We start from the raw sequence: 15534 nt of genomic DNA on the forward strand, positions 1-15534 counted from the left end.
GCCTGTTACGCACTCCGCTCGATTTTCGTCAGGCCGCCCATATAGGGCAGAAGCACGTCCGGAATGGTCACAGAACCATCTTCATTCAGATAGTTTTCCAGCACCGCAATCAGGCAGCGACCAACAGCCGTGCCAGAACCGTTCAGCGTATGGACAAAACGCGGCGTCTTTTCATCCTTCACCCGGTAGCGGGCATTCATCCGGCGTCCCTGGAAATCGCCACAGACCGAGCAGGACGAGATTTCGCGATAGGTGTTCTGGCCCGGCAGCCAGACTTCCAGATCATAGGTCTTGCGGGCACCAAAGCCCATGTCACCGGTGCAAAGCGTCATGGTGCGGAAATGCAGACCAAGGCGTTTCAGCACTTCTTCCGCGCAGGCCGTCATGCGCTCATGTTCGGCCACCGCGCTTTCGGCATCGGTGATCGAGACAAGCTCGCATTTCCAGAACTGATGCTGGCGCAGCATGCCACGCGTATCGCGGCCGGCAGAACCGGCTTCCGAGCGGAAGGACGGCGTCAGCGCGGTAAAGCGCAGCGGCAGCTTTTCCTGATCGAGGATTTCGCCCGAAACGAGATTGGTCAGCGTCACTTCCGCCGTCGGGATCAGCCAGCGGCCATCGGTCGTGCGGAACAGGTCTTCGGCAAATTTCGGCAACTGGCCGGTGCCATACATGGCCTCATCGCGCACCATCAGCGGCGAGGACACTTCCGTATAGCCATGCTCGGCGGTGTGGAGATCGATCATGAACTGGCCGAGCGCGCGTTCCAGCCGCGCCAAGGGACCGGTCAGAACCGTGAAGCGCGAGCCCGAAAGCTTTGCAGCTCGGTCGAAATCCATCATTCCGAGCGCTTCGCCGATCTCGAAATGCTCCTTGGCGGCATGGTTCCAGCGCGGCTTTTCGCCGACAACGCGGGCAACGACATTGTCGTGCTCGTCCTTGCCCACCGGCACATCATCAAAGGGAATATTGGGAAGTACAGACAGAACCGCATCAAGAGCTGCAACTGCCTCGCGCTCCTGCTGCTCGACGCGCGGCATGCTGTCCTTCAGGTCGGCCACTTCGGCTTTCAGTCGATCGGCCAATTCGCCGTTCTTCGCAGCCATTGCCGCGCCGATTTCCTTCGATGCGGCATTGCGGCGTGACTGCATGTCCTGCAGCGTCTGGATGGCGGAGCGGCGCGTCTCGTCAAGCGCAATGATGGCTTGCGCCTGCGGCTCGGCGCCGCGCTTCTTCAGGGCCTCATCGAGGGCAGCGGGATTGTCACGGATCCACTTGATATCGAGCATCGTCGTTCCAGGTCATCTTGTGGTTAGGGCCGACGCGATGCGCCCCGGCCGGAAAATGGCGTCCGGCCGAGACATCCTGTTCTGCCGGAACGATCGCTACGCCTCGTCGGACTTCGCCACGACAGCGGCGCTTTCCGAATCGCCGGACGCCTGTTCGGCGGCGCGTTTGCGCTCGATCAGGCGGGCAGCATAGATGGAAACCTCGTAGAGAAGGATAGCCGGCAGCGCAAGACCGATCTGGGACAGCGGATCGGGCGGTGTCAGAACAGCGGCCACGACAAAGGCAAGCACGATCGCGTATTTGCGCTTTTCCTTCAGCCAATCACTGGTGAGAATACCGACACGAACGAGAAGCGTGGTGACCACCGGCAGCTGGAAGACCAGACCGAAGGACATGACCAGCGTCATGATCAGCGACAGATATTCCGAGACTTTCGGCATCAGCGAAATGGCAACTTCGCCATCGACAGGCGCCTGCTGCATGGCCAAGAAGAACCACATGACCATGGGCGTGAAGAAGAAGTAGACGAGCGCGCCGCCGAGCAGAAACAACAGAGGCGAAGCGATCAGAAACGGCAGGAAAGCCGCCCGCTCGTTCTTGTAAAGGCCGGGTGCCACGAACTTGTAGAGCTGCGAGGCAATGATCGGGAACGCGATTACCAGCGCGCCAAACATGGCGACCTTCACCTGGGTGAAGAAAAATTCCTGCGGCGCAGTGTAGATCAGTTCCGATTTAGACAGGTCAAGCCCTGCCCAGACCACCGCCCATTTATAGGGAACGACGAGCAGGTTGAAGAGCTGCTTGGCAAAGTAGAAGCAGACCAGGAAGGCGAGGAAAAAGGCGGCAAGCGACCAAATCAGGCGCGTGCGCAACTCCATCAGATGCTCGATGAGCGGCTGGGGCTTGTCTTCAATTTCGCCGGTCATGCGTCATCCTTGGGCGTGGTAGGCTTCTTGCGCTTGCGTGGCTGCACCGGACTTGTGGCGAGTTCTGCGGAAGCCTCGATGGATTTGGCCACCCGCTTGCGCGGTGCCTTTTCCAATGGGGGCGCGTTTGACGGGGTGGCTTCAATCGCAGCCGCCGAAATCGACTTGGCGGTGCGCGTGCGCTTGGCCGCAGCCACAGGGATTGGTGCTTCCTCGACGGCAGCAGGGGGCTTTCGTGGTGCACGCGGCTTCTTGACCGCAGGCACCGGCGTTTCCGTCACTGTTGCAACGACAGGAGTGGGTGCTGTAGCAGCTGCGGCAGGCGCTGGCGTGACAGCCGGACCTGTTGAGGCTGGTGCGGCCGGCGTAACGACCGACGCCGCGGCAACCACTGGGGTTGACGCCGGCGCCGCAGCCGGCGCTGAAAGGGGAGTGACGCCCATCGGCGGCGTTTCCGGCAGCGACATGTCCGCAACGGGCAGCAGTTCATCGATCAGGCTTTCGGCCGTCTCGTCCTCCGGCTTGCGACCGATCTCGTTCAGCGGCGGCATTGTCGTCGCCTTCTGAAGATCGTTGCGGATCTCATTGCCCATTTCGCGCAAGGGGTTCATCGCCTCGCGCAGCGCATTGGCCGGATTGAGGCGCTGCGCATCAGACAAGGTCTGGCGCACATCATCCATATCCGCTTCGCGCAGGGCCTGATCGAACTGCGTTCGAAAGTCCCCTGCCATTTTGCGAAGATTGGATGTCATCTTTCCGAAGGCCCGCAGCATGGGCGGGAGATCCTTCGGACCGACGACAACGATCAAGACGACCGCGATAACAAGTAACTCGGTCCAGCCGATGTCCAGCATGCGCTACGCTCCTGCAGGGCCGCGCTCATAGGCGCGGCACCAACGGCCTTACTTGGTTTCTTCCGGCTTGTGATCGACCGTCTTGCTGGTCGGCGTCGCGTCGGTCGTCTCCTCGTCGGACATGCCCTTCTTGAAGCTTTTGATGCCCTTGGCAACGTCGCCCATGAGTTCCGGGATCTTGCCGCGGCCGAAGAAGATGAGCACGATGACCAGTACGATCAACCAGTGCCAGACACTAAAGGAACCCATGACGTCACTCCATAATTTCGCGTTCTTGCCGATGTAAGACGTTTATCTCTCTTTTTCAAACACCAAAATATCGTCTGGCGAAACGTTGACGGTCACGTCTGTGAGACCGTCCGGCAACTGGTCGGCGCGGATGCGGGCGCGCAGCGGATCATCCAGCCCATCGACAGCCAGCGTCAGCAGTTCGACCACGCCGAGAAAGCGACGCGTCAGGATACGCGCCGGCACGGAACCGCCGGTTTCACGCACGGAAATTGACGAGATCCGCACGGCAACCTCCACGTCCCTGCCCTCAGCCAGACCACCCGCCGCGCATGTGCCAAGCGGCGTCTCGACTAGGCCATTGCTCACACGGGCATCGAGACGGTTGATTTCGGAGAAAAAAGCGGCTGCAAACAGCGATTGCGGCCGGCGATAAAGATCCTGAGACCGCCCGACCTGCACCAGCCGCCCGTGATTGAGCAGCGCTATCCGGTCAGCCATGCGCATGGCCTCTTCCGCATCATGCGTCACGACGATCGCGGTTGCCCGTGTCTGGCGCAGCACATCGAGCGTATCGGCGCGGATCGTATCCTTCAGCCTCGAATCAAGTCCGCTGAAAGGTTCATCCATCAAAAGCACGCTCGGACGCGGCGCAAGTGCCCGCGCCAGCGCCACCCGCTGCTGTTCACCGCCTGACAGCGCATGGGGATACTTCGTCGCATAATGCGAAAGGCCGACGCGTTCCAGCGCCACCATGGCCTCGGCCAATGCTTCACGGGATGGCAGGGCGGTCAGTCCGAATCGCACGTTTTCCAGCACGTTCAGATGCGGAAACAGCGCATAATCCTGAAACATCAGCCCGACGCCGCGCTTTTCCGGCGGAACGAATGTCTCCGGTCCCGCCACCTCACGCCCATCGATCAGCACGCGACCACCCGTCTGCGCCTCAATGCCGGCGGCAATACGCAAAAGCGTCGTCTTGCCGGAGCCGGACGGGCCCAGCAGGCACAGGACCTCGCCGGGCTTTGCCTCCAGGCTGATATCGCGCACCGTCCCGCGGCCATGATAGCTGTGTTCGACGGCTTCGAAGGCGAGACTGGAGGCAAAGGACACGCCGGCGGTGCGGCGGATTGCAGTCGAAGCCCTTGTGGGCGCGGGATCATTCATGCCTTCATGCCTTTGTCATGCAACCCGCTGTCATCCGCCGTGAGAGATCGCTAATCATTCGCCCGCCACAGATCGCAGATGTCCTCAGCTATTCGTCTTCTCCACCACCCGGTGTCAAGAGCCCCAGTTCCTCCAGATCAAGCTGCGTGATCGGATCTTCATCCTCGCTGAGGTCTTCAGCAGACATCGGAATCGGAATGCGGAAATCCGGCGGAATGCGGCCGGAAAGAAGCCCTGCCCCCTTCAATTCCTCAAGCCCCGGCAGATCGCGGATTTCCTCCAATCCGAAATGATCGAGAAAACGCGGCGTGGTGCCCAGAGTGACCGGGCGACCCGGCGTACGGCGGCGACCGCGAAACCGCACCCAGCCGGCCTCCATCAGCACATCGAGCGTACCGCGCGAGGTCTGCACGCCACGGATTTCCTCAATCTCGGCACGTGTCACCGGCTGGTGGTAGGCGATGATGGCCAGAACCTCCAGGGCGGCACGCGAGAGCTTGCGTACTTCGGTATCGTCGCGGCGGATGACGAAGGACAGATCGGCAGCCGTGCGAAAGGCCCAGCGATCCTCGACGCGAATGAGATTGACGCCGCGCCCGGCATAGAGCCGCACAAGCCGCCACATGATGCGTGCCACATCCACGCCGCGCGGCAGGCGCTCCGCCAGATAGCTTTCGCTGACCGGCTCTGCCGCCGCAAAGACCAGCGCTTCGGCTGTGCGCTCGGCCTCCAGCTCCAGCCCGGTTACGGGCCCATCCAGCGGATCCAGCGCGTCGATCATATCCGTCTGCGACACCTGCGGCCTCCTATTCGCTGACCGGGCCGCCAGGACGACCGGTGGCGCGCCGCATGTAAAGCGGCTGAAACGCACCATCCTGGCGCATTTCAAGGCGGCCCTCGCGCACGAGCTCCAACGAAGCGGCAAAGGCGCTGGCGGTCGCCGTTACGCGATCGGTCGGCGACATATAGTCGAGAAGATAATGCTGGAGCGCCGTCCAGTCGCCGATTTCGCCAATCATGCTGGTCAGCAATTCGCGCGCCTCGACCAGAGACCAGACCTTGCGCCGCTCGATCGTCACCTGCGTAACGGCCTGTCTCTGGCGCAGATTGGCATAGGCATTGAGGAGATCATAGAGATTGGCTTCAAAAGCCTGCCCATTGCGCTCGGGGATATGCTCCGGCGCGCCGCGGGCAAAGACATCGCGTCCCAACCGGTTGCGGTTGATGAGACGGGTTGCCGCCTCGCGCATGGCTTCCAGGCGTTTCAGGCGAAAAGCAAGCGTCGCCGCCATTTCCTCGCCGGTCGGGCCATCATCCTGGCGCACCTGCTGGGGAATGAGGAGTTTTGATTTGAGATAGGCCAGCCATGCGGCCATCACCAGATAATCGGCGGCAAGCTCGATGCGCACACGGCGCGCGCTATCGACGAATTGCAGATATTGTTCGGCCAGCGCCAGAACAGAGATGCGGGCAAGATCAACCTTCTGCGTGCGGGCAAGATGCAGCAGAAGATCCAGCGGACCTTCGAAACCGCCGACATCAATGACGAGCGCCGCCTCGCTCACCCCCCGCGCGTCTGTATCCTGCCAGAGCCTGTCCATCGGTGTGGCAGACTGCGATGTATCACCGGCCATTGCCTGCCCTCCTCTGCCCCAGCTTATCGGCGCTCATGGCACGCCCTTTCAGGCCGTGCCCATCAAGGCCCAGAATTCGGCCCGCAGCGCCTGCTCGCTCAGCCCATCGGGCACGCGAAAGGCCCGCTCGGCCGCTTCAGTGCGCACCAGCGCGGGTCCGGATAGAACCGGGACCTGCTGCACTACAGCTTTCATTTCCTCCATCACGCCATTGCAATGCAAGACAATATCGCAGCCGCCTGCGACAATATCGGCCGCCCGCTCGCCAAGCGTGCCTTGAAGCGCATTCATCGAGCTGTCATCGGAGATCAGCAGGCCCTGAAAACCGATGCGGCCGCGAATGATCTCCTCGATCACCTTTGGCGACGTGGTGGCTGGCCGCTGAGGATCGACCGCGGTGAAGACAATATGAGCGCTCATCGCCATGGCCTCGTCTTTCAGGGCGTGAAAGGGTGCAAAATCATGGGCGTCGAGGTCTTCGAGCGACGTGGTGACCACCGGCAGTGCATGGTGCGAATCGGCCATGCCGCGGCCATGGCCCGGCATATGCTTCATCACCGGCAACATGCCGCCGGCCTTCAAACCATCGGCCGCCGCCTGCCCCAGGGCTGCAACGACCTGTGGCGTGAAACCATAGGCGCGGTCGCCAATCACATTGCTTGCCCCTTCCACCGGCACATCCAGAACCGGCAGGCAATTGACATTGATACCCAGTTTCAGGAGATCGAAGGCGTTTAGGCGTGACATCAGCCAGGCGGCGCGCAGCCCCTTGTCTCGGTCCGCCTCATAGAGCGCACCAAGCGCTGCGGCCGGCGGATATTTTTCAATCATCGGCGGGCGGATGCGCTGCACGCGCCCGCCTTCCTGATCGATGAGCACCGGCGCGTCGGGGCGCCCAACCGCCTCACGCATCGAGGCCACCAGATCGCGGATCTGCTGCGGCTCCTGCAGATTGCGGGCAAACAGGATGAAGCCCCAGGGGCGCTCTGAGCGATAAAGCGCGATTTCATCCGCAGACAGGACCGGGCCGGCACAGCCAAGGATCATGGCTTTCGAGGGACCTGCCATAACGCTTGTTGCTTCACTCATCATCCCGCAGCCCTCATCCATTCATCACCCGCACGGTTTCGTGCATCCTCAACAAAAAACGGGGCACAAACGGCCCCGTTTTCGATGTCTTGCCGTGAAACGGTCAGCGGGCAATCAGGCAGGTGCCACCAGCGGCCCGCAGACGTTCGCACAGAGCAGCGGCCTCATCCTTGCTGCCAGCCGGAATGCGGACTCGGTAGAACGTGCCCTTGCCGGCAATCTCTGCCTTGGCGATATCGACGCCACGGCCACCGATCACGCTGCCAAACTTTGACGACAGGTTGCGATAGGATTTTTGCGCATCGGCTTCGGAGGGAAGCGAGGCAACCTGGATATAGTAGCCGCCAGGACCGGCTGAAGCGGTTGCAGGCGCTGCTGCGGCAGGCGGAACGGAGGCTGTTGCCACCGGCGCAGTTTGTGCCGGAGCCGGCGTCGCCGGTGTGCGCACATTACCTTGTTCGGAGACGGCCGCGACAACCTTGACCGGCTGGGCAGACGGACGCGCAGTCGGCACTGGCGTACCGGGTGCTGCCGTGCCTGCGGAAACCGTTGCCGCCGGTGCTGGCGCAGCAGCAGCCACGACGGGTGCGGCAACAGGCGCCGCAGGCGTGATGGTCGAGGCGGTCTGGGTCGGTTCCGCCAAAGCAGGCGCTGCCGGAACCTTGGCCGTGCGGGCCGTCGTTGCCGGCGCGTCGCTGACCTGTTCGACCAGCGTACCATCAGCGCGCACGATCATCGTCTTGACCTTGCGCGGCATGACCGCCAGCTGATCGGGATCGGCAGGCGCTGCCGCGGGGGCAGCTTCACCGGGCGACAAACGGGCCTCTTCAGACACGGCAGCCGGCATTTCCTCGGTTTCACCGTCCAGCGAGAAGCCTTCCGGTACAAGCGTCTTCTGCACGACATCCACCGGCTGTTCATCGGAGGAAATCAGCGACGACTGCTTGGGATCATGCAATGCGCCACCTGCAACCCGGTCATAGACGGCCTTGTCCTGATTGGGGACAGTCTTGCCACCGGGGTGCTCCGGAACCATCTTCACCGGATCGGTATCAGCGGCAATCACCACCGGTGCGCCATCACCGCCAAGCCTGCCACCATCACCGGCAAACCAGGCATAGCCGGATACACCCGCCACCAGAAGGAAGCCTGCGATGGACAGAGGCAAGACATAGGCTGCGGCACGGCGCCGGGTGACCGGCTCCTCATAGGGCTCAAAGGCTCGATCGTCCTCGTCCAGTCGTGTGCGGCCCGGAATGGGCGCAGACAGGCTGCGGCGGAAATCCTCCTCGAGCGCGCGCTCGAATTCATCGAGACCATCGCTGGGTTGGGCCATGACGGCGGAAGCAGAGGAACCTGCAACGGCAAACGTCTTCGGCTGCACCCTGGACAGAGGCGCTGCCGCGGCTCTTGCCTCGGCATTGGTCGTTTCCAGGAAGGATGCCAGTTCCGCATCGAGATCAAGATCATAATCGGAATGGGTAGCGCGGGGTTTTTCCGGCTCATGCACGGGAAGCTCCGGCACATTCAGATCAGGAACCGCTTCCGGCATGTCTTCGGTGTCAGACAGCAAGGCCGGATCAAACATATCGGCATCGTCAAAGACGATATCCTCCGGCATTGTCGCAGCCTCTGCCGGCGCCGGTGCCGACGCCTCCGTGCGCGGCTCGACGGGCAGTGTCTGTGCCGAGCGGGAATTGGCCAGAAAGGCTGGCACTACAGGGGCAAGGCTTGCTGCCGCAGGGGCTGGTGCTGGCATTTGCACAGGCATCGGTGCAGCGGCCCGCACGGGCTCGACCGGGACCGCATTAGCTTTGACAGGCGCAACAGGCGCAAACGCCCCAGGTTCGTCCGCCATCAGGTCGGAGAGATCGAGATCCAGATCATCCAGCGCGATATCAAAATCCATATCAACGTCAAAATCTGCCGGAATGACAGGTGCGGCAGGTTCGGCACGCGCCACAAGGGGTGCAGGCACGGGAACTGCCTCAGCCTTCTGCCTTGCTTCCACGCGCGCCGGAGCTACAGCCACGGGGACTTCATCAAAGACCGGCTTGTCATCGAAGTGCGGCGCATCGTGAACGATCGGCGCTTCGAAAACGGATTGCGAAATGGGAGCGGTATGGACGGACAGCGTGTGATCTGCGCCACGCGAATAATGATCGACATCATAGACCGGTTCATCGAGAGGCGAGAACCTGGCGTTTTCAATGGCCTCTCTCACCGGCGTCGGCGCAAGGTCGGGCACAACCTTCGCTGCTTCTGGCGGCGCAACCGCGAAATCAGCTTCCCAGACCGAAGCCGGGGCAGCAGTCAACACCGGCTCAACCGGCTGAAGAACGGCGGAACGTGGCTCGCGCAGGGGCTCCGGGGCACGGTTGAAATTGGCAAGCGGCATGCGGAAGCCAGGCTCATAGGCCTTGGCCGGCGGACGCGACGATGGCCGTGAACCGGCAGATACAACCGGTGCCGGTGCAAGAGAGTTTTCCAGCTCGGAAATCAGGTCGAGATCGAAGGCACCGGCATCAAAGCCGGGCTCAATGGGCGCGCGCCGATTGCCGTCAGAAGCACCGCGCAGGTTGTCAGCATCGAGCGACATGGAGTCGTAGGCATCAGAACTCAGAAAGCCGGCTGGCATGGCCAGCGCTTCTGCCGCAACACGCAATGCGGCAGCAGGTGCAGCCGATACGTGAGGCTCTGGATCTGCAAACGGGTCCGCATCGACAAACTGTTCGCGCGTCACGACGGGCGCCGACAGTGGCGCAATAACGGGCTGAGACTGGGTCGCGGGGGAAAGCGCGACAGATGCATGCGGCTCCACACCCAGATCACCGACCGGATCTAGGCGCGGTGAATCATACCGCTCGAACTCGCGCAGAAGCTCGTCTTCAAGGTTGAAGACAGGATCGCGACGCGGCTGCTCGCCTGACTGAACCCTTGGGGACGGCCTCTCGTCATAACCGCCGATCCGGGCGAGTTCCGCCAACGGATCGTCATCGGCAAAGAAGTCCGGCCCGTCATGTCGGCCCAGTGCAACGCTGTTGTTTGCCATTCCCTCGTCCACTTACCTACGCTAACACAGTCACTGCCAGCGCTTTATGGGTAAATGGTGGCGTGTCTATCGCATCTCGTCCGGTGCGGCTGTGCCTGTAATGGTCAGCCCGGACTTCAAAACAGAAGCGACGGCACGCACAAGCCCAAGCCTGGCGATACTAGAGTCTCGGTTGTTATCCTTAACAAACCGTAAGTCAGGGTTATCTTTGCCCTTATTCCAGTGCGCATGGAAGCAGCTTGCCAGATCATAAAGGTAAAATGCAACCCTATGGGGCTCCTGAGACAGCGCTGCAGCCTCAATCAGGCGAGGATATTCCGCCAACTTAGCCAAAAGTTGAATTTCTGCCGCATCATCGACTCCCGAAACCGCGCTGGCGAAATCAAGTGATTCGACATCGAGATCCGGAAAAGCCTCTTGCGCCTGGCGAAATACCGACATGCAGCGAGCATGCGCATACTGCACGTAGAAGACCGGGTTCTCCTTGGAGTGCTCGGTTACCTTGGCGAAATCGAAATCCAAGGGCTCGGAATTCTTCCGATACAGCATCATGAAGCGCACGGGATCGCGCCCCACTTCCTCCACGACGTCGCGCAGGGTGACGAAATCGCCCGACCGCTTCGACATCTTCACCGGTTCGCCATTGCGATAGAGCTTGACCAGCTGGCAGAGCAGCACGGTGAGCTTTGCCGAACCACCGGAAACGGCACGGGCAACGGCCTCCAGACGCTTGACGTAACCGCCATGATCGGCGCCGAGCACATAGATCATCTCGTCATAGCCGCGGTCGAACTTGTCCTTGAAATAGGCAACGTCGGCGGCGAAATAGGTGTAGCTTCCGTCAGACTTGATCAGCGGACGGTCAATGTCGTCACCGACATCGGTGGAGCGGAACAGCGTCTGCTCGCGGTCTTCCCAATCTTCCGGCAACTGGCCCTTCGGCGGCGGAAGAGTGCCGCGATAGACATGGCCCTTGAAGGTCAGGTCGTTGATCGCCTGGCGAATGCGGGCAGCGCCTTCGGCATGCAGGGTGCGCTCCGAATAGAACACGTCGTGATGCACGTTGAGCGCATCGAGATCCTCGCGGATCATCACCATCATGGCATCGATGGCGCGGTCCTTGATGATCGGCATCCAGTCTTCGGCCGGCATATTGTGCAGCCGTGTGCCGAATTCCTTGGCCAGCGCCTCGCCGACCGGCACAAGATAGTCTCCCGGATAAAGGCCCGCCGGGATTTCGCCCACGGTCTCGCCCAGCGCCTCGCGGTAACGCAGGAAGACGGACCGCGCCAGGACGTCGATCTGCGAGCCGGCATCGTTGATGTAATATTCCTTGGCGACTTCGTAGCCGGCAAAACCCATGAGATTGGCCAGAGCATCGCCGACAACAGCTCCGCGGCAATGCCCGACATGCATCGGCCCCGTCGGGTTGGCCGAGACGAATTCGACATTCACCTTGCGGCCCGCGCCCACCGTTGAGCGACCATAATCGGTGCCAGCGCGGATGATCGAGGCAAGCACGCGCTGCCAGTAATCCATCGACACGCGGATATTGATGAAGCCAGGCCCGGCAACCGTTACATCGACGATATCGGCGTCTTCCTTCAGCTTGGCGGCGATGATGTCTGCCAGCGCCCGAGGATTGGTGCCGAGCGGCTTTGCCAGCACCATTGCGGCATTGGTTGACACATCGCCATGGCTTGGATCACGCGGCGGCTCGACCGTCAGGCGGGAAAAATCGACGGTGGCGCGTTTCTCCTTGATGAGATCGATCGTCTCGAGCGCTTGCTTGATCCGGATTTCGAAATCGGCGAACAGATTCATGTGCTGCATCCCAGCATGAGGCGGACAGGCCACCAAAACGATTGAGTTGGCGGGTGCCTAGCCCAATTCGGGTGTACGGTCAAACAGCCGGCGATGTGCTTTGACTGCATAGGTGTCAGTCATGCCGGCCAGATAGTCGCCCACATGGCGGGCTTTTGCAGCCTCGCCGAGCCCGGCAATATGGCTCACCCAGTAGTGGCTTTGCATCTGCGTCGGATCAGCCATGTAAGCACCGAAAAGGTCCACAACGATCTGCGCGGCGCCGGCGCGGATGCGCATGATATCCGGATGGCGGTAGATGCGCGAAAACAACAGCTTCTTGATCGCCCTGTCGGTGGCGGCCATGTCCGGCGAAAACGTCGCGATCATCTGATCGGCGGCGCGGATATCCCTGGCATTTTGCGGTTTTAATGCCGCAAGCCGCGCCTGCGCCACGCTGATCACATCTTCCACCATATGGGTGATCTGCCGGCGCATGATCTCATTGGCAAAGCGCGAAGCTTCCAGACCCGGATATTTTGCCCGAACCTCGGCCATCATGCTGGCGAGAAAGGGAATGTCCTCCAGCATCTCGAAGGTCAGATAGCCGGAGCGCAGGCCGTCGTCGATATCATGCGTGTTATAGGCAATGTCATCAGCAATGGCTGCAACCTGCGCCTCAAGGCTGGCATAGCTGTCGAGTTCCAGGTCGTTGAGCTCGCAATAGTCGAGGATCGGCTGCGGCACAGGGCCTTTCAGCCCGATTCCCGCCTTGTCCATCAGCGGCCCATTGTGCTTGACGAGCCCTTCCAGGCTTTCCCAGGTGAGGTTGATCCCGTCGAATTCCGCATAGCGTCGCTCGAGCTTGGTAACGATGCGAAGTGATTGCGCATTGTGATCGAAACCCCCATAGGGCAAGAGCATCTCGTCCAGTGCATCCTCGCCCGTATGACCGAAGGGCGTGTGACCAAAATCATGCACCAGCGCCACGCCCTCTGCGAGGTCCTCGTCGATTTTCAGCGCGCGCGCCAAAGCACGGGCGATCTGTGCCACCTCGATCGTATGGGTGAGACGCGTGCGATAATGATCGCCGTCCACGCCGATGAACACCTGCGTCTTATGCTTCAGGCGCCGGAAAGCCGTAGTGTGAACGATCCGGTCACGGTCGCGCTGGAATTCCGAACGCGTCAGGCTGGATGCTTCCGGCACCAGACGTCCGCGCGATGCCCAGGGATCGGCCGCATAGACCGCCCGTTCACCGGATCCGAATCCCAGATTACGTGTATCGATCGACATGCTCACATCCGTCTCTGTTTCCGCCGACGTCATCATGAATGCGCCGCGAAGCACCCATTGACGCTTGATTTAACCCTTCATACCTATAGAGCGTGACGGCGCAAAGCCGATCAGACCAATCTCCGGACCTTGACCCCGGTAGGAAGGCTAAAAGACGATGACTGAAATCCCTGTGACTCTTTCCGATGCGGCCGCCAAGCGGATCGCCGAGATCGTGCGCGCCGATCACGGCAAACAGGCCCTGCGCGTTTCCGTCGAGGGCGGCGGCTGTTCCGGCTTCTCCTACAAGTTCGATCTGGTCGAGGCATCGGCAGACGATGACCTGGTGATTGCCAAGGGCGACGCCAAGGTGCTGATCGACAGCATGTCACTCGTCTACATGAGCGGCTCGGAAATCGACTTCGTCGACAATCTGCTCGGCCAGTCCTTCCAGATCAAAAACCCCAATGCGGTGGCCAGCTGCGGCTGTGGAACCAGCTTCTCCATCTGACGGGACAAAGGTTTTTGCCGCTTCCAATGCGTCTCCCATCGGCTAAAAGAGGAAAGAGACGAAGGATTGGAAGCCATGAAAATCGCGAGCTGGAACATCAACGGCGTCAAGGCGCGCATAGAAAACCTGCGCCAGTGGCTCAGTGATTTTTCGCCGGATGTCGTGTGCCTGCAGGAAATCAAGTCGGTGGACGAAGGCTTTCCGCGTCTTGAGATCGAGCAGCTTGGCTATCACGTGGAAACCCATGGCCAGAAGGGTTTCAATGGCGTGGCCATCCTCTCCAAGCTGCAGCCGGACGAGGTGATGCGCGGCCTGCCGGGCGACGACAGCGATGAGCAGTCACGCTATATTGAGGCGGTGTTTTCCGTGCCCTGCGGCGTGGTGCGCATAGCCTCCATCTATCTGCCGAACGGCAATCCGTCCGACGATCCGGTCAAGTACCCTTACAAACTTGCCTGGATGGAGCGCCTGCGAAAGCATGCCGAGACAAGGCTTCTTCTGGAAGAGCCGCTGATTCTGGCCGGCGACTACAATGTCATCCCCGAACCGCATGACTGTTTCGACCCCAAGGCATGGGCAAGCGACGCGCTTTTTCTGCCTGAAACGCGAGCCGCATTCCGCCGGCTGGAAAACCTCGGCCTGACGGACGCCGTGCGCGCCACGAGTGACCAGACCAAGCTTTATACATTCTGGGATTATCAGGCAGGCGCCTGGCCGAAGAACAACGGCATCCGCATTGACCACCTGATGCTCTCGCCGGAAGCTGCCGACCGGCTGGTCTCGACATCAATCGAAAAGCAGGTGCGCGCCTGGGAAAAGCCTTCGGATCATGTGCCGGTGGTTGGCATATTCAATTTTAACTGAGGCGTAGGACCATCACGCGCAACGATGCCGGGCAGCCTTGCCCGGTCGGCATAGTTCAGTCGGCGTCGACTTCGAAATGCTGGGCCAGCGCGACCGCGCTGCGGCGATCCTGTTCATTAGACAGCGAGAAGGCATCCTCCTGCATCTGCTCCATCCACGGGCAATCCTTGGCCGAACAGCGATCGAGCGCTGCCGTCAGGAAGGCAAGCCCGCGCACGGTCTGCCCTTCCTGGAACAGCACATTGCCGAACACCGCCATAGCGCCGGCATGACCACCTTTGCGGGCCTGGTTCAGCCATTTTTTGGCCTGCTGGATATTGGGTGCGCCGCCCTCGCCCACCAGCATCATCTTGGCGAGCTGGAACTGCGCCTCGGAAACGCCGAAGGTGGAGGCGACCTGGAAATACAGCTGGCGCGCCTGGCCCAGATCCATCTTAACCGGAGTTCCGGGAATGCCGTGGCGGTAATAATCGGCAAGCGCCAGCAGTGCATTGACGAAAAATCCGGTATCTTCTGAGCCGGGCTCGACGCCCTGGCTGGCGATTTCGTTGTAGATTTTGAAGGCCTCGAAATCATTCTGCGCCACGCCGTCGCCAAAGGCATACATATTGGCAAGCGCCCAGCGCGAACCCGTATGGCCTTTTTCGGCAGCATAACGATAGGCTTCGACGGCATCTTTCTTCTGGCCGTTTTTGTAGGCTTTGAAGCCGAATTTGAAGAGATCGAAAGGACCGGATTCCTTCGACACGCCGGAATTGATATCAAAAGCAGATGCTTTGGGGGCATGGCTGGTGACGAACACCAGACTGAGCGCCAGAAGCCCCAGGGAGGGCATCGAAAG

The 15534-nt window shown here is 60.9% G+C and carries 13 protein-coding genes and 1 pseudogene; 2 read left to right on the forward strand and 12 right to left on the reverse strand.

The genetic code is table 11. The annotated features are described in order from the left end of the window. Positions 1 to 5: 5 nt before the first annotated feature. The 11 genes and pseudogenes from serS to E8M77_RS17340 form a co-directional block, all read right to left on the reverse strand. Positions 6 to 1289, reverse strand: a complete 1284-nt coding sequence (serS, locus tag E8M77_RS17290) for a serine--tRNA ligase (RefSeq protein ID WP_137131881.1) — start codon at positions 1287 to 1289, stop codon at positions 6 to 8. 96 nt (positions 1290 to 1385) lie between these two features. Then, positions 1386 to 2216, reverse strand: a complete 831-nt coding sequence (tatC, locus tag E8M77_RS17295) for a twin-arginine translocase subunit TatC (RefSeq protein WP_137131882.1) — start codon at positions 2214 to 2216, stop codon at positions 1386 to 1388. Positions 2217 to 2632: 416 nt separating this feature from the next. Beyond that, positions 2633 to 3070, reverse strand: a pseudogene (gene tatB / locus E8M77_RS24480) (Sec-independent protein translocase protein TatB); the annotation flags it as partial. Between the two features lie 48 nt (positions 3071 to 3118). Then, on the reverse strand, positions 3119 to 3319 hold the full coding sequence (locus tag E8M77_RS17305; RefSeq protein WP_137131884.1) for a twin-arginine translocase TatA/TatE family subunit: 201 nt from the start codon (positions 3317 to 3319) through the stop codon (positions 3119 to 3121). 42 nt (positions 3320 to 3361) lie between these two features. Continuing rightward, positions 3362 to 4465: an ABC transporter ATP-binding protein gene (locus E8M77_RS17310; RefSeq protein ID WP_137131885.1), complete on the reverse strand. Its 1104-nt coding sequence runs from the start codon at positions 4463 to 4465 to the stop codon at positions 3362 to 3364. A gap of 88 nt (positions 4466 to 4553) precedes the next feature. Then, on the reverse strand, positions 4554 to 5246 hold the full coding sequence (gene scpB / locus E8M77_RS17315; RefSeq protein ID WP_137131990.1) for an SMC-Scp complex subunit ScpB: 693 nt from the start codon (positions 5244 to 5246) through the stop codon (positions 4554 to 4556). 25 nt (positions 5247 to 5271) lie between these two features. Beyond that, the gene (locus tag E8M77_RS17320; RefSeq protein WP_137131886.1) at positions 5272 to 6099 is read right to left on the reverse strand and encodes a ScpA family protein; all 828 of its coding nucleotides are present in this window, start codon (positions 6097 to 6099) and stop codon (positions 5272 to 5274) included. Positions 6100 to 6147: 48 nt separating this feature from the next. Next, the gene (gene nagZ / locus E8M77_RS17325; protein ID WP_137131991.1) at positions 6148 to 7146 is read right to left on the reverse strand and encodes a beta-N-acetylhexosaminidase; all 999 of its coding nucleotides are present in this window, start codon (positions 7144 to 7146) and stop codon (positions 6148 to 6150) included. 145 nt (positions 7147 to 7291) lie between these two features. Beyond that, positions 7292 to 10240, reverse strand: coding sequence for an SPOR domain-containing protein (locus tag E8M77_RS17330; RefSeq protein WP_137131887.1), 2949 nt, complete (start codon positions 10238 to 10240; stop codon positions 7292 to 7294). Between the two features lie 66 nt (positions 10241 to 10306). Continuing rightward, on the reverse strand, positions 10307 to 12064 hold the full coding sequence (gene argS, locus E8M77_RS17335; RefSeq protein ID WP_137131888.1) for an arginine--tRNA ligase: 1758 nt from the start codon (positions 12062 to 12064) through the stop codon (positions 10307 to 10309). 57 nt (positions 12065 to 12121) lie between these two features. Continuing rightward, complete coding sequence (locus tag E8M77_RS17340) at positions 12122 to 13339, reverse strand: deoxyguanosinetriphosphate triphosphohydrolase (protein ID WP_137131889.1); 1218 nt, start codon at positions 13337 to 13339, stop codon at positions 12122 to 12124. Positions 13340 to 13496: 157 nt separating this feature from the next. Between E8M77_RS17340 and erpA the strand changes: the two genes are divergently transcribed. Together erpA and xth are read left to right on the forward strand one after the other, a co-directional pair. After that, positions 13497 to 13829 (forward strand): iron-sulfur cluster insertion protein ErpA, encoded by a 333-nt coding sequence (gene erpA, locus E8M77_RS17345; RefSeq protein WP_137131890.1) that lies wholly within the window; start codon positions 13497 to 13499, stop codon positions 13827 to 13829. 75 nt (positions 13830 to 13904) lie between these two features. Next, a complete protein-coding gene (gene xth / locus E8M77_RS17350; RefSeq protein WP_137131891.1) occupies positions 13905 to 14693 on the forward strand; it encodes an exodeoxyribonuclease III in 789 nt (262 codons plus the stop codon). Between the two features lie 55 nt (positions 14694 to 14748). On the opposite strand, the gene exoR is transcribed toward xth, so the two are convergent. Then, positions 14749 to 15528 carry an exopolysaccharide production regulator ExoR gene (gene exoR / locus E8M77_RS17355; RefSeq protein ID WP_137131992.1) on the reverse strand — a complete coding sequence of 260 codons (780 nt, stop codon included), beginning with the start codon at positions 15526 to 15528 and terminating at the stop codon, positions 14749 to 14751. Between the last annotated feature and the right edge of the window lie 6 nt (positions 15529 to 15534).

This window comes from Rhizobium sp. FY34 (assembly GCF_005222845.1).
GTDB lineage: Bacteria > Pseudomonadota > Alphaproteobacteria > Rhizobiales > Rhizobiaceae > Neorhizobium.